Raw genomic sequence first — 18,031 nt, forward strand, 5'->3', positions numbered from 1 at the left:
GGCGCGCGGCCCACCGATCAAGCAGGTTATGACCCGGGTGCGCCGGAGCACGCCCGCCGGGAAAGCTTGGGCATACATCAGGGTCACACCGCGAACACAGTCGCGGACCTGATGGAGACCGCCAATGACCCTCGCAACCCGCCTCACGATTGCCACCGCCGTGACGATCGCCACCGTCGCGGTCCTGGCCGGATCCTATGTCCAGGCCCTCAGCCTCGCCCTGCCGGCGCATTTCGTCTGATGCGGTCAGGTCCCGGCGACGGAACGCCCGGCAATCCGGCGCTCCGCCGCCTTCGAGAACGAATGCCCCGCTCCGGGGAGGCAGGCGATGCACGCCATCCTGATGTCCATGGTCGACGGCGCGAGCTGGGTCGCCGACACGCTCGATAGGCTTCTCGACGACACCCTCGAGGGCTTCGGATCCGCCGCCCCGCTCATCGCACGGGACGATTTCGACGATACCGCCGAAGGTCCGCGGCTTCTGTCAACGAGAGCCCTCGCTCGGACGCCGTAGCAAACCGGCCGGTCGCGGCCCGGCACGACACCGCCGGCCCCGCGATACGCCGACTACGATGACGGCGCCTGACCCGAGTCCGGGCTCGCCGCCGCATCCTGCGCCTCGCGATCCGGGATCCGATAGCCGCGCTCCCAGATGCGGTGCTCGTCCGAATCGGCCGGATACGGGTTGGCCGTGATCGGATCCCCGCGATCCCGGGCATGGCGCCCTTCGTCACTGATCGCCGTCGGTGAACGGGTCGACATCGTCATCGTGCAGGCCTCCCGGTGTTCGATCCGCGCTGAGTGCAGGGCCCACGGTCGACGTGACGGGGCACCCCGAGCCGGATCATCGCAGGATGGTCGCGGGTGCCGCATCGGAACGCGCGCTCGATCCGGTTACGCGCCACACCGTGCCGCCGGCATCGTCGGCGATCAGCAGGCCGCCCTGGCTGTCGATCGCGACGCCCACCGGCCGGCCCCGCGCCTGCTTGTCGGCGTTGACGAAGCCGGTGACCACGTCCTGCGCCTTACCGGCGGGCTTGCCGTTCTCGAACGGGATGTAGACGACCTTGTAGCCGTTCAGCGGGTCACGGTTCCAGCTGCCGTGCTCGCCCACGAAGGCGCCGCTGCGGTAGGCTTGCGGCAGGCCGGTGCCGGTCGCGAACGCCATCCCGAGCGGCGCGACGTGCGAGCTCAGCGAGTAGTCCGGCATGAGCGCCTGGGCGACCAGCTCGGGGCGCTGCGGCATGACCCGCGGATCGAGGTTCTTGCCCCAGTAGCTGTACGGCCAGCCGTAGAAGCCGCCATCCTTCACGGAGGTCATGTAATCCGGCACCAGGTCGGGGCCGAGTTCGTCGCGCTCGTTGACCACGCACCAGAGGGTCTTGGTCTGCGGCTCGAAGGTGAGGCCGTTTGGGTTGCGCAGGCCCGTGGCGTAGAGCCGGTGGGCGCCGGTCGCCCGGTCGATCTCCCAGATCGACGCGCGGTCGGTCTCCTCGTCCAGGCCGTTCTCGGTGACGTTGCTGTTCGAGCCGACGCCCGCATACAGCTTGGTCCCGTCCGGGCTCGCGGTCAGGCTCTTGGTCCAATGGTGGTTGATCCGCCCCGCCGGCAGCTCGGTGAGCTTGGTCCCGGGCGCGGTGATCTGGGTAGCGCCGGCCCTGTAGGGGTAGCGCATCACCGCATCCGTGTTGGCGACGTAGAGGTCGTCGCCGACCAGCGCCATGCCGAAAGGCGCGTTCAGGTTCTCGAGCAGGACGGTGCGCAGCTCGGCCACGCCGTCGCCGTCGGCATCGCGCAGCAGGGTGATGCGCTGGCCGGGCTTCTCCGGCGGATGTGACAGGCCCTCCAGCCAGCCCATGACGATCTCCTTCGGCCGGTTGATCGGCGGGGTCGGGCCGCCGCTCTCCGCGACCAGGATGTCGCCGTTGGGCAGCACCAGGAGGGAGCGCGGGCTCTTGAGGCCGGTCGCGAGGGCTTTCACCTGCAAGCCGGCGGCAACCTGAGGCGTCTCGCCGTCCTTCCAGCCGATCGCTCGCGACACGTGCATCGGCGGCAGCAGGTACTGGTGCAATTCGGGCAGGGGCGGGTTCGGCCCGACCTGGGTCTGCGGATCGATCGGATCCGGTCCGCAGGCGGCCAGCGGCAGCAGGGCGGCCGTGGCGAGGGTGTTGCGAATCCGGCTCATGCGCGCTCTCCCGGCTGTACGCCGACCCGATGCCGATGGATCAGCTCCGCGCCGTTCCAGCCGGTCACCAGCAGGATGACGACCACCAGCGCGGACAGGATCAGGCCGGTCGGCACCACGGAGGTGTAGGCGTCGCGGCTGTGCACGAAGGCGTTGACGATCGCGAGGATCAGCGCCAGCGCGTTGCCGGAGGCGTGGATCCAGGCCGGCCGCAGCCGCCGGATGGCCCGATCCCCGAAGAAATCGATCGCGCCGGCCAGGCCGGCGAAGACCGACGCCACCAGCCCGATGCTCAACAGCCAAGCCGAGAAGTTGGCCCACTGCAAGTTGGCCGTCGACCAATAGGCGATGTCGGTGACGAGGGTCCCGACGAAGCAGACGATCGGGATCGGCACAAGCATCGGATGGATGGGATGACCGGCGATGCTGGCGGTCGATCGCGGGTAAGTTTCGGACACAGGAATCCCCGTCATACGATCACATCGTTCATCGACGATCCTACCGCGGGCCGCAGCAAAGGTTCCGCACCGGGCGCGCCTGCGGCCGTGTGGCGGGCCGCCGCGAAGGGGCGGGTTTCGCGCGGCGCCCTGGGATGCGTGCGGTCCCGCACCGTCGAAGATCGAAATCTGTGTCGTTTTCTAAAAGGGGCACTCGGCATCACTATTGCCGAGTCGGAGCAGCATCGCCATTTCTTGTCTCATTCGCGGACAGGCGGCGAAGTGCAGTCCAGGATTGAGCCAATGGCCGCTGCAACAGTAGAGAAGCCGCTCGATGTCGGTGGCCCGATGAGCCGCCGGGCAGCCGCGCTCGCCAACGTCAAATGGTTCCGTGCCCTCGCCTGGCGGGTGCTGCGCGAGGGCGGCCCGCAGGCCGCGCTCCGCGCCGCCAACGCCCGGGCCGCGGCCCGTATCATCCTCCGTCAGGCCCGGCGCGACGCGCTCGTCAGCCGCATGGCGCGGGAGGCCCTGCGGGGCGATCGGGTGTCACCCTGATGCGTGCTCCGGCGCGGGTCCTCGCGACGGACGTGGTGTCATCGGGCTGAGACGGGCGAACGCGCCTCTGCGCCGGCGTCTAGGGGCTTTGGTGCGCCGCGCTCGCCGAGTCGCCGATCGGGCTCGATCCCGGCATCTGGTCCGTTGGGCCCGGGGCGTTCAGCTCATCGCCATAGCGGTCGCGGGCATAAGCCTCCAGATCCCACGCATCGTCGGGAGCCCGGTAGATGAACCGCTCCGACATCTCGGTCAGCACGATGTCCGGCTGCACGCGCTCGATGTAGCCGAAATCGACCTGCGTACTCCAAATAAAGTGCACCTCCCGGAAGGTTTCAGCCAGCATGATCGTCAGCATGATCGGCGCGAAGTGGGCGTAGCTATCGCCGAACAGCACCAGACGCCGCGGGTCTTGTGACTTGTCGTTGCGGTAGACGGTGTGGGAGCCGGTATGGAGGGTCCCGATCTGCCCTGAACGTTCTCGGTGCTCGACGATCGGGCTCGCGTAGATCCGTTCCGCGTCCCGCTGGAGCACTGAGAACGTCGCCCCTTCGGTCCAGGGCGGAATGCACACGGCACCGAGATCGCCGGACCAATTGGCGGCGTACTGCGTCGGCCGCCGTCGAAAATCCCGCACCGGCTGCGCTCCGAGCGCCCGGCATATCTCATGATATCCGATCATCCGCCCATCGAACGTCCAGTGCGTGTCCGTCTGGAAATACAAATCGAGATCGTCCCTGCGCCGCCGCATGGGCGCCACGAGATCGATCAGGATCGACCGCCAAAGCTTCCGACGCTGAAGATACCGCCCGACGTTGACAGCCCGGAGCGGGAACCGCCGATAATAGGGATCCTCGTGATACAGCCGCACCCCCGGCGACAAAACCCAATTCAAATCAATACCATCCAGCACATGGTCATAGACGGTCAGTTTTTCCGGAATCGTCACATGCTTGTAGCATATGCCCATAGCCTGCAGACGTTTGTGCCGGGTCAGGATCGCTTGACGCCACTGCCAGAGCAGCCAGCGTACAACGGGCGTGTCGACGTATTGAGACAGAACGTTGTTTGCGCCCTGCACAAGGAATAAACTTCCGCCCTTTCCGATATGAATGTGCTCCGGAACAAACATAGCCTGGTTCGCACGAAAGCTGAGACGGCAAGGCCAGCGCTGTGCCGGCCCATAACGCGATCGACGGACGCCTCAACCGCGGCGCATCGCAATGATCGTGGGCCGCATCGCGCGCTCCGGTCCACTTGCACCGTCGTTGTGGATCGCCTCGGCCTGGATGAATGAAACGTCGAAGCAAAGATTGTCGAAGATCTTTTGGTATAGCCCGCGCGACAGGTGCCACCAGACGTAGAAGAGATTGGGGTTATCAAGCGGCGTGATCGGATGGATCACGAGGTCGTCGATCGGCAGCACATCCGTGAACGGGATCAACACCGCTTCCCGTGCCAGACGCGCCCAGGCACCGATCGCGTAGACCGGATCCGAGAGGTGCTCGGCGACCGCACCGGCCATCACCACATCGAAGCTCTGCTCGCGCCATTCGTAGAGTTCCGGCATCGGCGCGTAGACGCACTTCGCGCGACTGTTGAACTTATGCCACGCATGCCACCAGGAATTCTTGATCGGGATAAGATTTTCGCTTTCCCAGACCTGACGGGACTGCTGGATATCGCGATAGGACAGCGACGAGGCGAAGGGGAAGTGCCGAAACTCGTGCGTCGACGCCGCGTCGAGGCCTGTGACCGTCGCGCCCGCCTTCTCCGCATGGAACGCGAGATAGCCGGACGCCGTGCCGACATCGAGCACCGTTTTCCCGCTGACGTCGTATCCGCCGATGTATCGACCGAAGTCCTCGATGGTCCAGCTGCCCTTCACCGACTCACCGTCGGGAAACTGCATCGAGTGATACCAGTAGCTTCGCTTCTGTAGCGCGTCGTGCCACGGCTCTTCGTAGCGGGGGGATCGATCGCTCTTGCTCTTATCCGACACGTCAACGGGCCCCGTGGCTAAAGCACCATCCGCACGGACGCTACGGTAGCATACGATCCCAGGTTTTCACACGTTTCCAGCAAAGGCCGCTCAATCCGATGCGCAAGCGGCCAGCTTATAGCCGGATCAGCTGTCAGCGATGCGTAACGCGGGAGCGAGAGCGGCTTTTTCAGCAAGAACCCCGGAAACGATTGTTTGGATCGCCGCCTCGATTACAGAAGGTTACTTTAAATCTAAGACTGAAAACGTCGCGCGATGCAACGAGCGTTTCATTCGCAGAAATGGCGGGGTGTGATCGCGCATGAATTCTAGGTTGGCCTGACCCAACAGGCTTGCCGCCAATATTGCAGGCCTTGAGGCGATCAATACGTCTCAACGCCGTAATTCGTTGCCGAACACCGGAAGCTTCGGTCTTCGCCGACAACAAGTACCGGCCCCGCGTGGCGCCGCAGGCGCTGTTTCGCGTCCGACGTCGATCGCGGCAGGGATGCGGGACAAGGGATCCCGAATTTTCGTGAGAGATGGGCCGCCGGTCGGATCCCCGCCGGCAGCCCCAGCCTTGAAACAATCAGCGCTTGAACTTGCCGTCGTACTTGAACTCCGGCGCGGATTTCAGCTGATCCTTGGTGGCGCCGATGATCGCCTTCCACTTCTTGGCGTCAGCATCATAGCCCAGGGCGACGGAGGACGGCGAGACGGCGACGTAGCGCTCGCCCATGCCGAGGAAGCCGCCGACAGAGACGATGTAGCCGACGAGCTTCTCGTGGACGATCGCCAGATCCTTGATCTCGCCGACGGTGTTGTTCTCGGCGTCGGTGATGTTGAGGCCGATCAGGTTGTAGCTCAGCACCGCGTCCTGCGGCACGCTCTCGAATTTGGGGGCGACCGTCGGGGGCGCGGTGTTGGCGGCGAGGGCGGGCCCGGCCAGGGCGGAAGCGGCGAGGGAGGCGAGGACGAGGCGGCGCATCGAGATCTCCGGCGGCCCGGAATGGGCGCGGGAGAATGGCGTGCCCGAGCCCATCGTTCCGCCACCTCGCAGAAATGTTAAGGCGTTGAACATGGAACCGACCTGAGACATCCGCGCGGCCGCGATTGTACTGCTCAGCAGGCGGGACAGTTCGGCCGTGCAGGCCCGGAACCGTCCCTGGCTTGGCCCCCTCGTCGGACGCAAAGCTCGATCGGCGAGGATCGGGGGACAGGCGTGGTGAAACAAGCGGAGATCTTGGCGACGTCGCCGGAGAACGCGACCGGCGCAGTCGCAATCGTGCGACAGCCGGGCGCCTGGATCGACGGGATGATCGGCGTGGCGATCTTCAGCGCCTCGCTCGCGGCGACCCGTTTGGCGCTGACCGGGATGGATGCGCTCTTCCTCAGCGCGGCACGGGCGGCACTGGCAGGCCTGGCGGGGGCGGCCGCGCTGCTGATCCTGCGCGAGGCGTGGCCGCGTCGCGGCGATCTCGCGGCGCTCGCGATCGTAGCCGGCGGCGTCGTGGTCGGCTTCCCGCTCCTGACCGCGCTGGCGCTGCGCACCGTCGGCGCGGCGCACGGCACCGTCTTCGTCGGGTTGCTGCCGCTCTCGACGGCGCTGTTCGGGGCCCTGCGGTCGGGCGAGCGCCCGTCGGCGGCGTTCTGGGTCCTGTCGGTGCTGGGCGCCCTCGTGACCGTGGGTTTCGCCGCCCGCGGGCTCGACGGGCCGCCGGGGCCGGGCGACGCCTTCATGCTCGCCGCGATCCTGGTCTGCGGGCTCGGCTATGCCGAGGGCGGGGTCCTCGCGCGTCGGCTCGGCGGCTGGCAGGTGATCGCGTGGGCAACCGTGCTGTCGCTGCCGCTCTCCCTGCCGCTGGCGCTAGCCTTGACCCCCGCCCATCTCGAGGCGATCCCGCTCCCGGCCTGGGCCGGCCTCGGCTACGTGGCTCTGTTCAGCATGCTGATCGGTTTCGTGTTCTGGTACCGGGCGCTCGCCCGGGGCGGCATCGCGGCGATCGGGCAGCTCCAGCTCTTGCAGCCGTTCATGGGGCTCGGGGTCGCCGCCCTGGTGCTCGGCGAGCGGATCGAGCCCGCGATGATCGCCGCGGCCCTTCTGGTCGCCGCCTGCGTGGCCCTGGCACGGCGCCTGGCTTGAGCCCGGCGCTCAGCCGGCCTTGGCCACCACCTCGATATCCCGGTCCAACCCGCTCTCGACCTTGAACTCCCGGGTATAGACCTGCCCGTCATGGCGGGCGATCAGCACGTAGTCGCCCTCGGCCAGGGTGACCTGCGGGAACGCGCCGATCGCCTCGCGGATCGTGTCGCCGCCGGGCGTCAGCACGGAGAAGGCGGTGCCCGCATAGGCCTCCGCCCCGGGGGCGGCCACCAGCTTCAGGGTGACGGTGGCGGCGCGATGGTTGAGCGTCGCCTCCGTGACCTTGCCGTTCTCGACGCGCAGGTCGGCGCGCTGGATCGCGTTGGATTCCCCGTAGGTCGAGACGACGTGATACGTGCCCTCGGGCAGACGCAGGAGCTCGCCGGCCTTGATGCCCGAGCGCACCAGCCGGCCCTCGGAATTGGTCCCCACCGGCACGAACACCGAGAACGAGACCTGGGCGGGCGGAATCTTCTGGTCGCCCACGGCGCCCGCGAGTTTCAGGGCGCCGGCCGCCACCCGGAGGGTGTCGATGGCCGGCTGGCCGCCCATCACGATCCGTTTCGAGGCGCTGGCGAAGCCGTAGGTCACGGTCGCCACGTAGGTGCCGGGGGCGAGGGTGAAGTTCGGCTCGGCCTCGGTCGAGCGGCCGACGATGGACGGCCGGGTCCCGTCGCCGCGATCCTCGTAGATCCGCCAGGCCAGCCCCTGGCGCAGGGGCACGCCGGCGCCGGACAGAAGCGCCGACAGGGACAGCTGCGCCTCCGGCTCGGCCGGCGGCATGCTGGGCGGCAGGCTCGGGCTGGTGATCGACGGGGAGGGCAGGGGATCGCCGAGGCGGTTCTGGAACACGCCCTGTTGCGCGCGCGCGTCCGCCGGCAGGAGATGGGCCGGCAGGAGAATTGCCACCGCCATCGCGGCAAGCCTCGTGCGCATCGGTCGAATCCTCATCAAGCCTCGGTTCCCGCCCGCCTGTGCCTCCCGACCATGGCGGCGGCAAGGCCGCACGGTCTTCCCCCGGGTGGCGCTGCGTGCCACATCCGAGGCCCGATTCCACAGCGGGACAGGACGCATGACTGCCACCCTCGACCTTCTGAAGACGCGCCGCTCGGTGCCGCCGCTGCTGCTGGACGGCCCGGGGCCGGACCGTGCGCAGCTCGAAACCATCCTGACCGCGGCCTCCCGGGTGCCGGACCATGGCAAGCTGGCCCCCTGGCGCTTCATCGTCATCGCGGAGGGCGCGCGGGAGCGGGTCGGCGAGACCATCGCGGCGACGTTCGCGGCCGACAACCCGGATGCGAGCCCCGAGCGGCTGGCTCAGGAACGCGGCCGCCTGATGCACGCGCCGATGGTCGTTGCGGTGGTCTCCCGGGTCGGACCGCACGTGAAGATCCCCGAATGGGAGCAGCTGCTCTCCGTGGGTGCGGCCACGATGAACCTGGTCATCGCCGCCAACGCGTCGGGCTTCGCCACCGCGTGGCTGACGGAATGGTACGCCTATGACCGCCGCGTGCTGGACGCGCTGGGCCTCGCGCCGACCGAGAAACTCGCGGGGTTCGTCCATATCGGCCGGGCGCGCGAAGTGCCGTCCGACCGGCCGCGCCCGAGTCTTTCCGAGATCGTGACCTATCTCTGATTGCGATTGGTCTCAGAAGGCGCACCCGTGCATTACGATCTCGAAGCCCCGCGCGAGGCGCGCGCCCTGCCGCACAACCCCCTGAAGGCGATCGTCGCGCCGCGGCCGATCGGCTGGATCAGCGCCATGAGCCGGGAGGGCAAGCTCAACCTCGCGCCCTACTCGTTCTTCAATGCGGTGGCCGACAACATGGTGGCGTTCTCGTCCTCGGGCCGGAAGGACGCGATGACCTTCGCGGAGGAAGGCGCCGAGTTCGTCTGCAGCCTGGCGACCTGGGACCTGCGCGACGGGATGAACGATTCCTCAGCGCCGCTCCCGCGGGGCGAGAGCGAGTTCGCCTTCACGAAGCTCGAGACCGCCCCCTCGCAAAAGGTGCGCCCGCCGCGGGTGGCAGCCTCGCCCGCCGCCCTCGAATGCCGGTGGCTGCAGACCGTCCCGCTGGTGCCGCTCGGCGGCGGCGAGGCCGAGAACTTCCTGGTCGTCGGGCAAGTGGTCTCGATCTACGTCGACGAGCAATTCGTGTCGGACGGCATGGTCGACACGGCCGCCATGCATCCGATCCTGCGCGGCGGCTATTTCGATTACTTCCGCGCCACCGCGGACAACCGGTTCCAGATGCGCCGGCCGAAGGGCGCGGCGGAGTTCACCGGCTCCTGAAAATGCCTAACCTGGCGCAACTTCGATTGAGGAGTTGTTTACCATAAGCGGCGCAGGTTCCCGGTGTCCTCAGACCCCGTGCGCGCCCGGATGTTCCTGTTCACCACGCCGTCCAGCCCACCGGAGAGCAGCCCGCCCGCGCAAGCGCCGCGGGCGGGCTCCGGCGCGGCCGCGTCCGGCCCGGTGGTCCAGGCGATCCGCGACGGCGCGATGGCGAGCGGGGTCGGCTTCGATTACCTCCTGGCGACGGCCCGGCGGGAATCGGCCCTCGATCCGTCGGCCAAGGCCGGGACCTCCTCGGCCACCGGCCTGTTCCAGTTCATCGAGCAGACCTGGCTCGGCGTGATGAAGAATGCCGGGCCCAAGCTCGGCCTCCAGGCCCAGGCGGACGCGATCACCCGCCAGCCCGACGGCACCTACGCGGTCCCGAATGCCGACCAGCGCCAGGCGATCCTCGACCTGCGGCGCGATCCCAAGATCTCCGCGACGCTCGCCGGCGCCCTGACCCAGCAGAATTCCGACGCCCTCGCCGCAGCGCTGGGGCGCGACCCGACCTCCGGTGACCTCTACGCGGCGCATGTCCTGGGGGCGAAGGGCGCGGCCGCGCTGATCTCCACCGCCCGCGCCTTCCCGGCCCGGGCCGCGGCCCTCGACCTGCCGGACGCCGCCGCCGCCAACCGGGCCCTGTTCTATGATCGCGCCGGCCGGCCGCGCAGTGCGGCCGAGCTCTATGCCAATCTCGCGGCCGCCGCGCAGGGGGCCGCAGCCACCGACCTGACCGCTCTGCGCCAGGAGAGCGCCCCGGTCACTCAGGCGGCGACGGCCTATGCCAGCACCGCCGCGGCGTTCGGCGGAACCTCCGATCTGCGCAGCCTGTTCCAGACCGACCAGCGGGGAGCCGCATCGGATGCGGCGGCGCGCCTCTGGCAGGCCCGCAACGCTGCGCCGCCCGCGCAGCACGCCGCCCCGACCTATTTCCCGCGCTCCGACGCCGACGCGCCGCAGAGCGTGGCGGTTCCCGAGCCGGTCACCACGGGCGCCCTTGCCGAACCGGCGCCGACGCCGGCCGGCCCCGCCCTGGTCAACCCGCCGCTGCCGCCCCGCCGCCCGGCCGATCTCGCCACCGCGGGGTCTACCACCGGCATCAGGACCAGCCTGTTCGCCCCCCGGAGCGGCCCATGATCATCCGCGAGTTCCTGGCCTGGACCCAGAACGCCTCGGCCGGCCGCCGGGCCGAGGCCACCACCGCGCTGGCGCGGGCATACCTCTACGGCGACCTTTCCGCCGACGAGGCCTGGGAAGCCAAGACCGCGCTGCTGTCGCTGCTGGACGATCCGTCCCCGGTGGTCCGCCGGGCGCTCGCCGAGACCTGCGCGGCCTCCGCGCGGACGCCCCGGCCGCTGGTGGTGGCCCTCTCCTGCGACGTGCCGGAGGTGGCGCGCCTCGTCCTGGCCCGCTCGCCGGTGCTCACCGATGCGGATCTGGTCGATGCCGCGGCGCTGGGCGACGAGGCCACCCGCACGGTGATCGCGGCGCGCCATCACCTGTCCCACGCGGTCTCGGGGGCGCTGGCCGAGATCGGTGAGCTGGACACCCTGGTGGTGCTCGCCGGCAATCCCACGGCGAAGATCACCGCGGGCCGGATGCTGCGCATGATCGAGCGCCGCGGCGGCGAGGCCCGCTTGCGCGAAGCGCTGCTGCGCCGGTCCGACCTGCCGCCGGAGGTGCGCTACACGATCGGCCTGGCGGTCGCGGAGGCCCTGTCGCACTTCGTCACCGCGCGCGGCTGGCTCGGCACCGAGCGCTGCGACCGGATGCGCCGCGAGGCCGGCGAGCGTGTGGCGCTGGATGTATGCGACCAATCCGGCGCCGCCGCGGTCGCGCGTCTGGTGGCGCATCTGCGCACGACCCATCAGCTGACCGCCGGCCTGATCCTCCGGGCGGTTCTCTCGGGCCGCACCGACTTCGTCCAGGCGGCCCTCGCCGATCTCTCGGGCCAGGATCATGTCGGGATCGCCCGCGCCATGCGGGATCCCCGGTCCTTCGCCGATCTGCATCGCAGAGCCGGCCTGCCCGAGGCGCTGCTGCCGGCGATGCAGGCGGCGCTCTCCGCCCGCCAGGCTGCCGGCCCTTCGACGGGCCTGCGCGGCGCAGGCCTGTCGCGCCGGGTGATCGAGTCCGCCATCGACGCCTGCACCGACCTGCCGGCGCCCGAGATGCACGCGGTCGTCGCCCTACTGACCCGCTACGAATCCGAAGCCGCCCGCGACGAGGCCCGCGAGGCCGCCCGCGCCATCGCGGCCGAGGCCCTGGCGCGCGAAGCTGCCCGTCGCGACGCCGCAGCCGCGGATGCCGCCTGGCGCGCCGCCTTGGAGAGCCAGCGCCGCAGCGCGTTCGTCGCGCCGGAAGATGCCGTGGAGATTGTCGCGACGGCCCCGGTCGAGGCCCCCGCGCCGGCGGCGGTCGAGCCCGTGATCGGCCCGGACGCGAAAGGCGAACCGGCGGAAGCGGAATTGCCCAACCCCGTGGGCGCAATCCTGGATGCGCTGCCGGAGCAGATCCTGGCTTGGTACCGCACGGAGCCGAAGGAGGAGGATCCGGAGGTCCAGGCCGCCATGCAGGAAGTCCTCGACGGGCTCGGCGCCGACCTGCTGGACCAGTTCCGCGCCAGCCGCGGCGGTGCGGAGAACCGGCCGGACGAGGGCATCCGGATCGCGGCCTGATCTCGGCAAGAAAGCGCGCGCTGGTTTACACACGACGATCCGTCATTCCTGGGCGCCGGAGGCGAGCCCGGAATCCAGATCCGCTGACAGGGCAAGAGCTACGGCGTGGCAGCTGCAGCATCCGTTCGACCTCCAGGCCGTTGGGCGGATCGGATGTCCCTTCGCAGATCCGGTAACAGCTGCGTCGGAGAAACGGCCTACTCGGCCGCCCGTCGCTCGATCGGATCCCCCAAACCAAACCGCTCGATGCTGTCCTCCAGCCGCAGGGCCGCGTTGATCAGCGCCATGTGCGAGAAACCCTGGGGCATGTTCCCGCGCTGCTCGCCGCTCGCCGCGTCGATCTCCTCGGCGAACAGGCCGAGATCGTTGCCCCGGGCGATCAGGCGCTCGAAAGCGTCCTTGGCTTCCCGGGTGCGCCCGTCGAGCGCCAGGCAGCCGACCCGCCAGAACGCGCAGGCCGTGAAGGTGCCCTCGTCACCCTTCAGGCCGTCGTCCATGCGGTAGCGATAGATCAGGTCGCCGTCGCCCAGCTCCCGCTCGATCGCCGCGAGGGTCGAGCGGGTGCGCGGATCGGAGGGGTCCAGCGCGCCGAACAGGGCGACGCGCAGCACGGCCGCGTCGAGGTGATGCGATTGGTAGGCGCCGGTATAGGCCTGCTTCTCCGGATTCCACCCTTTCTCGAGGTACTCCGACCGGACCTCGGCGGCGATCCGCTCCCATTCGGCGATCTTCTCCTGAGATACGCCGTCGATGTTGCGCCCGATCCGGGCCGCATCGGTCAGCGCCACCCAGATCATCGCCTTGGTGTGGACCTGGTGGCGCGGCCCGGTGCGCAGCTCCCAGATGCCGTGATCGGCGTCGTGCCGGTGGCGGATCGCCCGGGCGGTGAGGTTGTCGAGCACCTCGGGCAGCCGGTCGTTGACCTTCTCGGGCGGATCGTAATCGACCGCTTCCAGGAACACGCAGAGCGCCCGCAGCAACTCGCCGTAGATGTCGTGCTGGTCCTGGTCCGCGGCGAGGTTGCCGATCACCACCGGGCCGACGCCGTTCCAGCCGGCGAGGTGGTCCAGCACCTCTTCCGCCGGCATGCCGTCGCTGATGCCGTACATCAGCTTGGTGTCCCGCCCGTAGGAACCGTCCCGCTCACGCAGGAAACGCAGGAATTCGGCAGCCTCCCGGACATAGCCGAGCATCACGAAGGCGGTCACCGTGAAGGCTGCGTCGCGCATCCAGGTGAAGCGGTAATCGTAGTTGCGGTCACCCGGCACCGCCTCCGGCAGCCCGGCAGTCGCCGCCGCGACGATGCCGCCCGAGGGCGAGTAGGTCAGGAGCTTCAGGCACAGGGCGGAACGCATCACCGCGTCCCGGTAGGCGCCGCGATAGCTACTGCGGGCGCTCCAGCGGCGCCAGTATTCGACGGTCGTGTCCAGGCGGCGCTGCGCCCCGGCGAAGTCTTCGATGCAGGCGTCCTCGTTATCCTCGCCATGGGTCAGGACGAGATAGGCGGTCTCGCCCGCTGCGAGGCTGAACCGGATCTCGGCCTCGTCGCCCGCCAGCTCCGGCTGCGGGAACGCGTTGACGCGCAGGCGCCAATCCTCCGCCTCGAACAGGACGGACCGACCCTCCACGATGGGCGTGCAGGCGCGGCGGGCGTAGTCGAAGGTCGGGCGCACCACGAACCGGCCCGTCACGTGCCCGCTCTCGCAGGTCAGCAGCCGGATCAGACGGCTCTCACCCTCGCCGTCCGGGCCCTCATCGGGCTCCGGGCTCGGCGGGTTGACCGGCATGACGTCGATCAGCGTGGCGCACCCCGTGGCGGTGGTGAAGGTCGTCTCCAGGATGTTGGTGTCGGGCACGTAGCGCCGCTCGGAGCCCTCGAGCGCGTCGAAGGCGAGGCCGCACGCGCCGCCCTTCTCGTCGTCGAGGAGCTTCAGGAACAGGGCCGGCGAGTCGTGGCGCGGCCAGCACAGCCAGTCGATCGAGCCGTCGCGGGCGATCAGCGCGCAGGAATGGGTGTCGCCGATAAGGGCGTAATCGCTGATGGGCTTCGACACGAGGCTTCCGAGTGGCGATTGCGCCCTTGTGCGGCGCAAGACAGAGTGACGGTGAGGTAGCCGGGCCGGACCGGGCGGGGAGCCCGGCTCGACGATTCGCCGCATGACCGCGCCAGTGTCAGGCGGCGGGCCGCGGCAGCATCCGGTCGCTGATGATCCGCCGCTGGATCTCGCTCGTCCCCTCGAAGATCGTCGTGAGGCGCGCGTCGCGCCAGTAGCGCTCGACCCGCCGCTCGGTGGTGTAGCCGTTGCCGCCGTGAAGCTGCATCGCCTGGTTGGTGACGCGCACGGCCATCTCGGTGGCCAGGAGCTTCACCATCGCGGATTCGCTCTCGGCCGCCTCGCCCTGGTCGAGGAGATGCGCGACCTGATGCCAGAACGCCCGCGCCTGGGCGACGTCTGCGGCCATGTCGGCCAGCGCGAAGCGCAGGGCCTGGAAATCGCCGATCGGGTGGCCGAACTGGACCCGCTCCTGCAGGTAGGCCTGCGTGTCTTCGACAGCCGCCCGGGCCACGCCGACCGCCCGGGCCGCGGTGTGGACCCGGGCGATGTTGAGCCCGCGCTGGACTGAGGCGAAGCCGCCGGAATCCGCGTCCGCCCCCTGGTCGCCGTAGAGCCCGGTGAGGCGGTCGCTCTCGGGCACGCGCACGCCGTCGAGAGCGAGTTCGAAGGTCTCGAAGCCGTGATAGCCGATCTTGTCGATCACCCGGCCGGTCATGCCGGGCGGGAAGCTGTCCCGGTCCTTCACCACGAGGAACGGTTCCAGGCCGGCGGAGCGCGACTCGCCAGGTTCCGGATCGCGGGTGCGGGCCAGGACCTCGACGAAGTCGGCGCCCTTGGCAAAGCCCGCCCAGCGCTTAGTGCCGGTGAGCACCCAGGTATCGCCGTCCCGCACCGCGCGGGTCTGCACGCCGGCGAGGTCGGAGCCGGCATTGGGTTCGGACAGGGAGATCGAACCGATCCAGGCGCCAAGGGCCGAGCGCCGCAGCAGTTCGGCCCGGCGTTCCGGATCGAGGGTCTGGGTGCCGAGGCCCTGGCCGCGGGCCAGGATGCTGCCGACCGAAAGCCAGGCTCGGGCCAGTTCCTCGGAGACCAAGCAGTATTCGAACACCCCGAGGCCGAGGCCGCCCTGCGCCTCCGGGATCGTGATGCCGAACCAGCCCTTCGCGGCCATGGCGTCGATGAGCGACCGGGGCATCTCGGCCTTCTGGCGATCGAGCACGTCGGCCAGCGGCAGGACCGTCTCGGACGCGAAGGCGCGGGCCTCGGCCTGGAGCGCGGCCCGGGCGGCCGAGTGCCACGGCGAGGCCAGTTCCGGCGGCTTCGGCGCGATCGGATCCGGTTTGGCCGCCTTCGTGATCATGGTCTCTCCGGAAATCCAGTCGCCGCCACAGGTATGGCTGAGCTGGAAACACGCGCTTACAAAATGGTTCCCGCGACCATCTTCGAATAATCACCGCAGCGGCGCATACTAACCTGATGACGCTCGCTGATCCGCACGCCGATTCCTTCGCGATGAACGCACCCGCCACACCGCACATCCTCGTGGTCGAAGACGATCGCGAGATCTCGGCCCTGGTCGCACGCTACCTGCGCGGCAACGAGTGTCGCGTCACCCTGGCGGGCGACGGCAACGACATGGACCGGGCGCTGGCAGAATCGCGCATCGACCTGATCGTGCTCGATCTGATGCTGCCGGGCGAGGACGGGCTCAGCCTGTGCCGGCGCCTGCGGGCCTCCTCACAGATCCCGATCCTGATGCTGACCGCGAAATCCGAGGAGGTCGACCGCATCCTCGGCCTCGAACTCGGCGCGGACGATTACCTGGCCAAGCCGTTCAACCCCCGGGAGCTCCTGGCCCGGATCCGGGCGATCCTGCGCCGGGTCTCCGCCGAGGTGCCCGATACCGACGAGCGGCGGCGCCTGCACTTCTCCGGCTGGACGCTCGACGTGTCGCTCCGCCAGGTTCTGTCGCCCGAAGGCGCCCGCATCGCCGTGACGGGGGCGGAGTTCGACCTCCTGCACGCGCTCTGCCTGCGGCCGGGACGCGTTCTGTCCCGCGACCAGCTCCTCGACCTCACCCAGGGCCGCACGGCCGGGCCGTTCGAGCGCAGCATCGACGTGCTGATCTCGCGCATCCGCCAGAAGATCGAGCGCGACACGCGCAACCCCGAATTCATCCGCACGATCCGCTCGGGCGGCTACCTGTTCACCCCCGAAGTGACCCGGTCATGAGCACGTTCCGACGGTTGCGCGACCGGCTGCGCCCGCAGAGCATCGCGGGCCAGATCGCCCTCCTGGTCGTGGCCGGGATCGCGGTGGCCCACATGGTCGCCACCGCGGCGTTCCTGATCCTCCACGAGCCGCAGAATCCGGATGAGCTGCCGGGCGTCGCCGCGGGCCGCCTCTCGACGCTGGTCCGGCTCCTCGACGTCGCGGATCCGGCGGCGCGGCCGGCCCTGCTGGAGAGCGGGCGCAGCCTGCCGCTGATGCAGGTGAGAGCCTGGGACGGAACGGTGCCGCCCGGGGCCAAGCCGCTCCCCAACCTTCCGATCATCCACCGCCTGCGCGTCGGCGCGGGCCGGCCCGTGACCGTGGTCGACCTGTCCGGGGGGGATCCGGAGCGGTCGCCCGCGAACGGACGCCTGCATATCGGGATCACCACGCCCAACGGGGCGACCCTGCAGGCCGCGATGCCGAACGGTCCCCTGCGGGCGCCGCGGCAGGGGCCTTTGATCTTCACCGTGGTGTTCCTGGCGCTGACCCTGGCTCTGCTCTGCGTCTGGGCGACCCGGGCGCTGACGGCGCCGCTGGCCCGACTCGCCGGCGCCGCGGAGGCGTTCGGCACGCGGGACGACCATGTCGCCCTGCCGGAGGCGGGCCCGCGCGAGGTCCTGGCGGTCTCACGGGCGCTCGACCGGATGCGGGCGCGGGTGCGACGCCTGATCGACGACCGCACCCAGATGCTGGCGGCGATCAGCCACGACCTGCGCACGCCGATCACGCGCCTGCGCCTGCGCGCCGAGTTCATCGAGGACGAGCACGCCCGGGCCGCCACCTTGCGCGACCTGGACCAGATGAACGGTCTGGTCGAGGCCGCCCTGTCCTTCGTGCGGGACGGCCAGACGCGCGATTCCGGCAGCCTCAGCCTGGTGGACCTCGCCTCCGTGGTGCAGACCGTCTGCGACGACTTCTCGGATTTCGGCGCGCCGGTGAGCGTCGGCCGCAGCCGGCACGTCCTGGTGCAGGGTCGGCCCGAGGAATTGCAGCGGGCAATCACCAACCTGGTGGACAACGCCGTGAAGTATGGCGGCGGCGCGGAGGTCCGGATGGAGGCGTCCGAGCGGGGGGTCCGGGTCTGCGTGCTCGATCAGGGCCCCGGCATCCCGGAGGCCGAGCGCGACGCGATGCTCCAGCCCTTCGTGCGCGGCGACCGCGCCCGCAACCTCAACGAAGCCAGCGGCTTCGGCCTCGGCCTGTCGATCGTGCTGGCGATCGTCGAGGCCCATAACGGCCGTCTGATCCTGGAGAACCGCCCGGAGGGCGGCCTCTGCGCCGTCATCGAGCTGCCCCTGGCGGCGCAGGCCTATGCGAGCCGGACAACGCAGCCGGCGCGGCCGATGCCGGCCCGGGCGGCCTGAAGCCGTCCGAGCCGGGTCCGTC

Annotated in this window: 18 protein-coding genes; 9 read left to right on the forward strand and 9 right to left on the reverse strand. The window is 69.6% G+C overall.

All coding sequences use genetic code 11. The features are described 5' to 3' along the window. Positions 1-328: 328 nt before the first annotated feature. Positions 329-514: a hypothetical protein gene (locus tag WYO_RS05010; RefSeq protein WP_007559852.1), complete on the forward strand. Its 186-nt coding sequence runs from the start codon at positions 329-331 to the stop codon at positions 512-514. 53 nt (positions 515-567) lie between these two features. On the opposite strand, the gene WYO_RS05015 is transcribed toward WYO_RS05010, so the two are convergent. From WYO_RS05015 to WYO_RS05025, 3 genes are all read right to left on the reverse strand, one after another. Then, positions 568-768, reverse strand: coding sequence for a hypothetical protein (locus WYO_RS05015; RefSeq protein ID WP_007559854.1), 201 nt, complete (start codon positions 766-768; stop codon positions 568-570). Between the two features lie 76 nt (positions 769-844). After that, entirely contained in the window at positions 845-2,185 is a 1,341-nt protein-coding gene (locus WYO_RS05020; RefSeq protein ID WP_007559856.1) for a sorbosone dehydrogenase family protein, read from the reverse strand. Further along, positions 2,182-2,658, reverse strand: coding sequence for a DUF2231 domain-containing protein (locus WYO_RS05025; RefSeq protein WP_039902304.1), 477 nt, complete (start codon positions 2,656-2,658; stop codon positions 2,182-2,184). The genes WYO_RS05020 and WYO_RS05025 overlap by 4 nt, the downstream gene beginning before the upstream one ends. 267 nt (positions 2,659-2,925) lie before the next feature. On the opposite strand from WYO_RS05025, the gene WYO_RS05030 reads away from it, so the two are divergent. After that, positions 2,926-3,177: a hypothetical protein gene (locus WYO_RS05030; RefSeq protein ID WP_007559860.1), complete on the forward strand. Its 252-nt coding sequence runs from the start codon at positions 2,926-2,928 to the stop codon at positions 3,175-3,177. A gap of 79 nt (positions 3,178-3,256) precedes the next feature. Here the strand turns inward: WYO_RS05030 and WYO_RS05035 are convergent, their stop codons facing one another. The 3 genes from WYO_RS05035 to WYO_RS05045 form a co-directional block, all read right to left on the reverse strand. Then, complete coding sequence (locus WYO_RS05035) at positions 3,257-4,306, reverse strand: hypothetical protein (RefSeq protein ID WP_007559861.1); 1,050 nt, start codon at positions 4,304-4,306, stop codon at positions 3,257-3,259. Positions 4,307-4,378: 72 nt separating this feature from the next. After that, positions 4,379-5,086: a methyltransferase domain-containing protein gene (locus tag WYO_RS05040; RefSeq protein WP_039902305.1), complete on the reverse strand. Its 708-nt coding sequence runs from the start codon at positions 5,084-5,086 to the stop codon at positions 4,379-4,381. A gap of 658 nt (positions 5,087-5,744) precedes the next feature. Then, entirely contained in the window at positions 5,745-6,143 is a 399-nt protein-coding gene (locus tag WYO_RS05045; RefSeq protein ID WP_039902341.1) for a PRC-barrel domain-containing protein, read from the reverse strand. Positions 6,144-6,470: 327 nt separating this feature from the next. Here WYO_RS05045 and WYO_RS05050 point away from each other — a divergent pair, with 327 nt between their 5' ends. Next, on the forward strand, positions 6,471-7,298 hold the full coding sequence (locus tag WYO_RS05050; protein ID WP_039902343.1) for a DMT family transporter: 828 nt from the start codon (positions 6,471-6,473) through the stop codon (positions 7,296-7,298). 9 nt (positions 7,299-7,307) lie between these two features. On the opposite strand, the gene WYO_RS05055 is transcribed toward WYO_RS05050, so the two are convergent. Further along, the gene (locus tag WYO_RS05055) at positions 7,308-8,234 is read right to left on the reverse strand and encodes a hypothetical protein (RefSeq protein ID WP_039902306.1); all 927 of its coding nucleotides are present in this window, start codon (positions 8,232-8,234) and stop codon (positions 7,308-7,310) included. A gap of 136 nt (positions 8,235-8,370) precedes the next feature. On the opposite strand from WYO_RS05055, the gene WYO_RS05060 reads away from it, so the two are divergent. From WYO_RS05060 to WYO_RS05075, 4 genes are all read left to right on the forward strand, one after another. Further along, on the forward strand, positions 8,371-8,934 hold the full coding sequence (locus WYO_RS05060; RefSeq protein WP_007559866.1) for a nitroreductase: 564 nt from the start codon (positions 8,371-8,373) through the stop codon (positions 8,932-8,934). 27 nt (positions 8,935-8,961) lie between these two features. Beyond that, positions 8,962-9,591 carry a flavin reductase family protein gene (locus WYO_RS05065; RefSeq protein ID WP_007559867.1) on the forward strand — a complete coding sequence of 210 codons (630 nt, stop codon included), beginning with the start codon at positions 8,962-8,964 and terminating at the stop codon, positions 9,589-9,591. A 90-nt stretch (positions 9,592-9,681) separates the two neighbouring features. Next, on the forward strand, positions 9,682-10,773 hold the full coding sequence (locus WYO_RS05070) for a lytic transglycosylase (protein ID WP_039902308.1): 1,092 nt from the start codon (positions 9,682-9,684) through the stop codon (positions 10,771-10,773). Continuing rightward, positions 10,770-12,314, forward strand: a complete 1,545-nt coding sequence (locus WYO_RS05075; protein WP_007559871.1) for a DUF2336 domain-containing protein — start codon at positions 10,770-10,772, stop codon at positions 12,312-12,314. The genes WYO_RS05070 and WYO_RS05075 overlap by 4 nt, the downstream gene beginning before the upstream one ends. A gap of 197 nt (positions 12,315-12,511) precedes the next feature. Here the strand turns inward: WYO_RS05075 and WYO_RS05080 are convergent, their stop codons facing one another. Beyond that, positions 12,512-14,368, reverse strand: coding sequence for a glycoside hydrolase family 15 protein (locus WYO_RS05080; protein ID WP_007559873.1), 1,857 nt, complete (start codon positions 14,366-14,368; stop codon positions 12,512-12,514). A gap of 118 nt (positions 14,369-14,486) precedes the next feature. After that, positions 14,487-15,731 (reverse strand): acyl-CoA dehydrogenase family protein, encoded by a 1,245-nt coding sequence (locus tag WYO_RS05085; protein ID WP_007559875.1) that lies wholly within the window; start codon positions 15,729-15,731, stop codon positions 14,487-14,489. Between the two features lie 116 nt (positions 15,732-15,847). Between WYO_RS05085 and WYO_RS05090 the strand changes: the two genes are divergently transcribed. Together WYO_RS05090 and WYO_RS05095 are read left to right on the forward strand one after the other, a co-directional pair. After that, complete coding sequence (locus tag WYO_RS05090; RefSeq protein ID WP_007559878.1) at positions 15,848-16,603, forward strand: response regulator; 756 nt, start codon at positions 15,848-15,850, stop codon at positions 16,601-16,603. After that, positions 16,600-18,009 carry an ATP-binding protein gene (locus tag WYO_RS05095; RefSeq protein WP_007559880.1) on the forward strand — a complete coding sequence of 470 codons (1,410 nt, stop codon included), beginning with the start codon at positions 16,600-16,602 and terminating at the stop codon, positions 18,007-18,009. The genes WYO_RS05090 and WYO_RS05095 overlap by 4 nt, the downstream gene beginning before the upstream one ends. The last annotated feature ends 22 nt before the right edge of the window (positions 18,010-18,031 follow it).

The sequence above is a fragment of the Methylobacterium sp. GXF4 genome, from assembly GCF_000272495.1.
Lineage (GTDB): Bacteria > Pseudomonadota > Alphaproteobacteria > Rhizobiales > Beijerinckiaceae > Methylobacterium > Methylobacterium brachiatum.

Bases quoted from the DNA above. Each gene is read 5' to 3' on its own strand.
- WYO_RS05060 (WP_007559866.1), top strand. From the start codon at position 8,371: ATGACTGCCACCCTCGACCTTCTGAAGACGCGCCGCTCGGTGCCGCCG.
- WYO_RS05010 (WP_007559852.1), top strand. From the start codon at position 329: ATGCACGCCATCCTGATGTCCATGGTCGACGGCGCGAGCTGGGTCGCC.
- WYO_RS05025 (WP_039902304.1), bottom strand. From the start codon at position 2,658: ATGACGGGGATTCCTGTGTCCGAAACTTACCCGCGATCGACCGCCAGC.
- WYO_RS05090 (WP_007559878.1), top strand. From the start codon at position 15,848: ATGACGCTCGCTGATCCGCACGCCGATTCCTTCGCGATGAACGCACCC.
- WYO_RS05045 (WP_039902341.1), bottom strand. From the start codon at position 6,143: ATGCGCCGCCTCGTCCTCGCCTCCCTCGCCGCTTCCGCCCTGGCCGGG.
- WYO_RS05020 (WP_007559856.1), bottom strand. From the start codon at position 2,185: ATGAGCCGGATTCGCAACACCCTCGCCACGGCCGCCCTGCTGCCGCTG.
- WYO_RS05050 (WP_039902343.1), top strand. From the start codon at position 6,471: ATGATCGGCGTGGCGATCTTCAGCGCCTCGCTCGCGGCGACCCGTTTG.
- WYO_RS05085 (WP_007559875.1), bottom strand. From the start codon at position 15,731: ATGATCACGAAGGCGGCCAAACCGGATCCGATCGCGCCGAAGCCGCCG.
- WYO_RS05035 (WP_007559861.1), bottom strand. From the start codon at position 4,306: ATGTTTGTTCCGGAGCACATTCATATCGGAAAGGGCGGAAGTTTATTC.
- WYO_RS05040 (WP_039902305.1), bottom strand. From the start codon at position 5,086: ATGCAGTTTCCCGACGGTGAGTCGGTGAAGGGCAGCTGGACCATCGAG.
- WYO_RS05070 (WP_039902308.1), top strand. From the start codon at position 9,682: ATGTTCCTGTTCACCACGCCGTCCAGCCCACCGGAGAGCAGCCCGCCC.
- WYO_RS05030 (WP_007559860.1), top strand. From the start codon at position 2,926: ATGGCCGCTGCAACAGTAGAGAAGCCGCTCGATGTCGGTGGCCCGATG.
- WYO_RS05055 (WP_039902306.1), bottom strand. From the start codon at position 8,234: ATGCGCACGAGGCTTGCCGCGATGGCGGTGGCAATTCTCCTGCCGGCC.
- WYO_RS05095 (WP_007559880.1), top strand. From the start codon at position 16,600: ATGAGCACGTTCCGACGGTTGCGCGACCGGCTGCGCCCGCAGAGCATC.
- WYO_RS05015 (WP_007559854.1), bottom strand. From the start codon at position 768: ATGACGATGTCGACCCGTTCACCGACGGCGATCAGTGACGAAGGGCGC.
- WYO_RS05075 (WP_007559871.1), top strand. From the start codon at position 10,770: ATGATCATCCGCGAGTTCCTGGCCTGGACCCAGAACGCCTCGGCCGGC.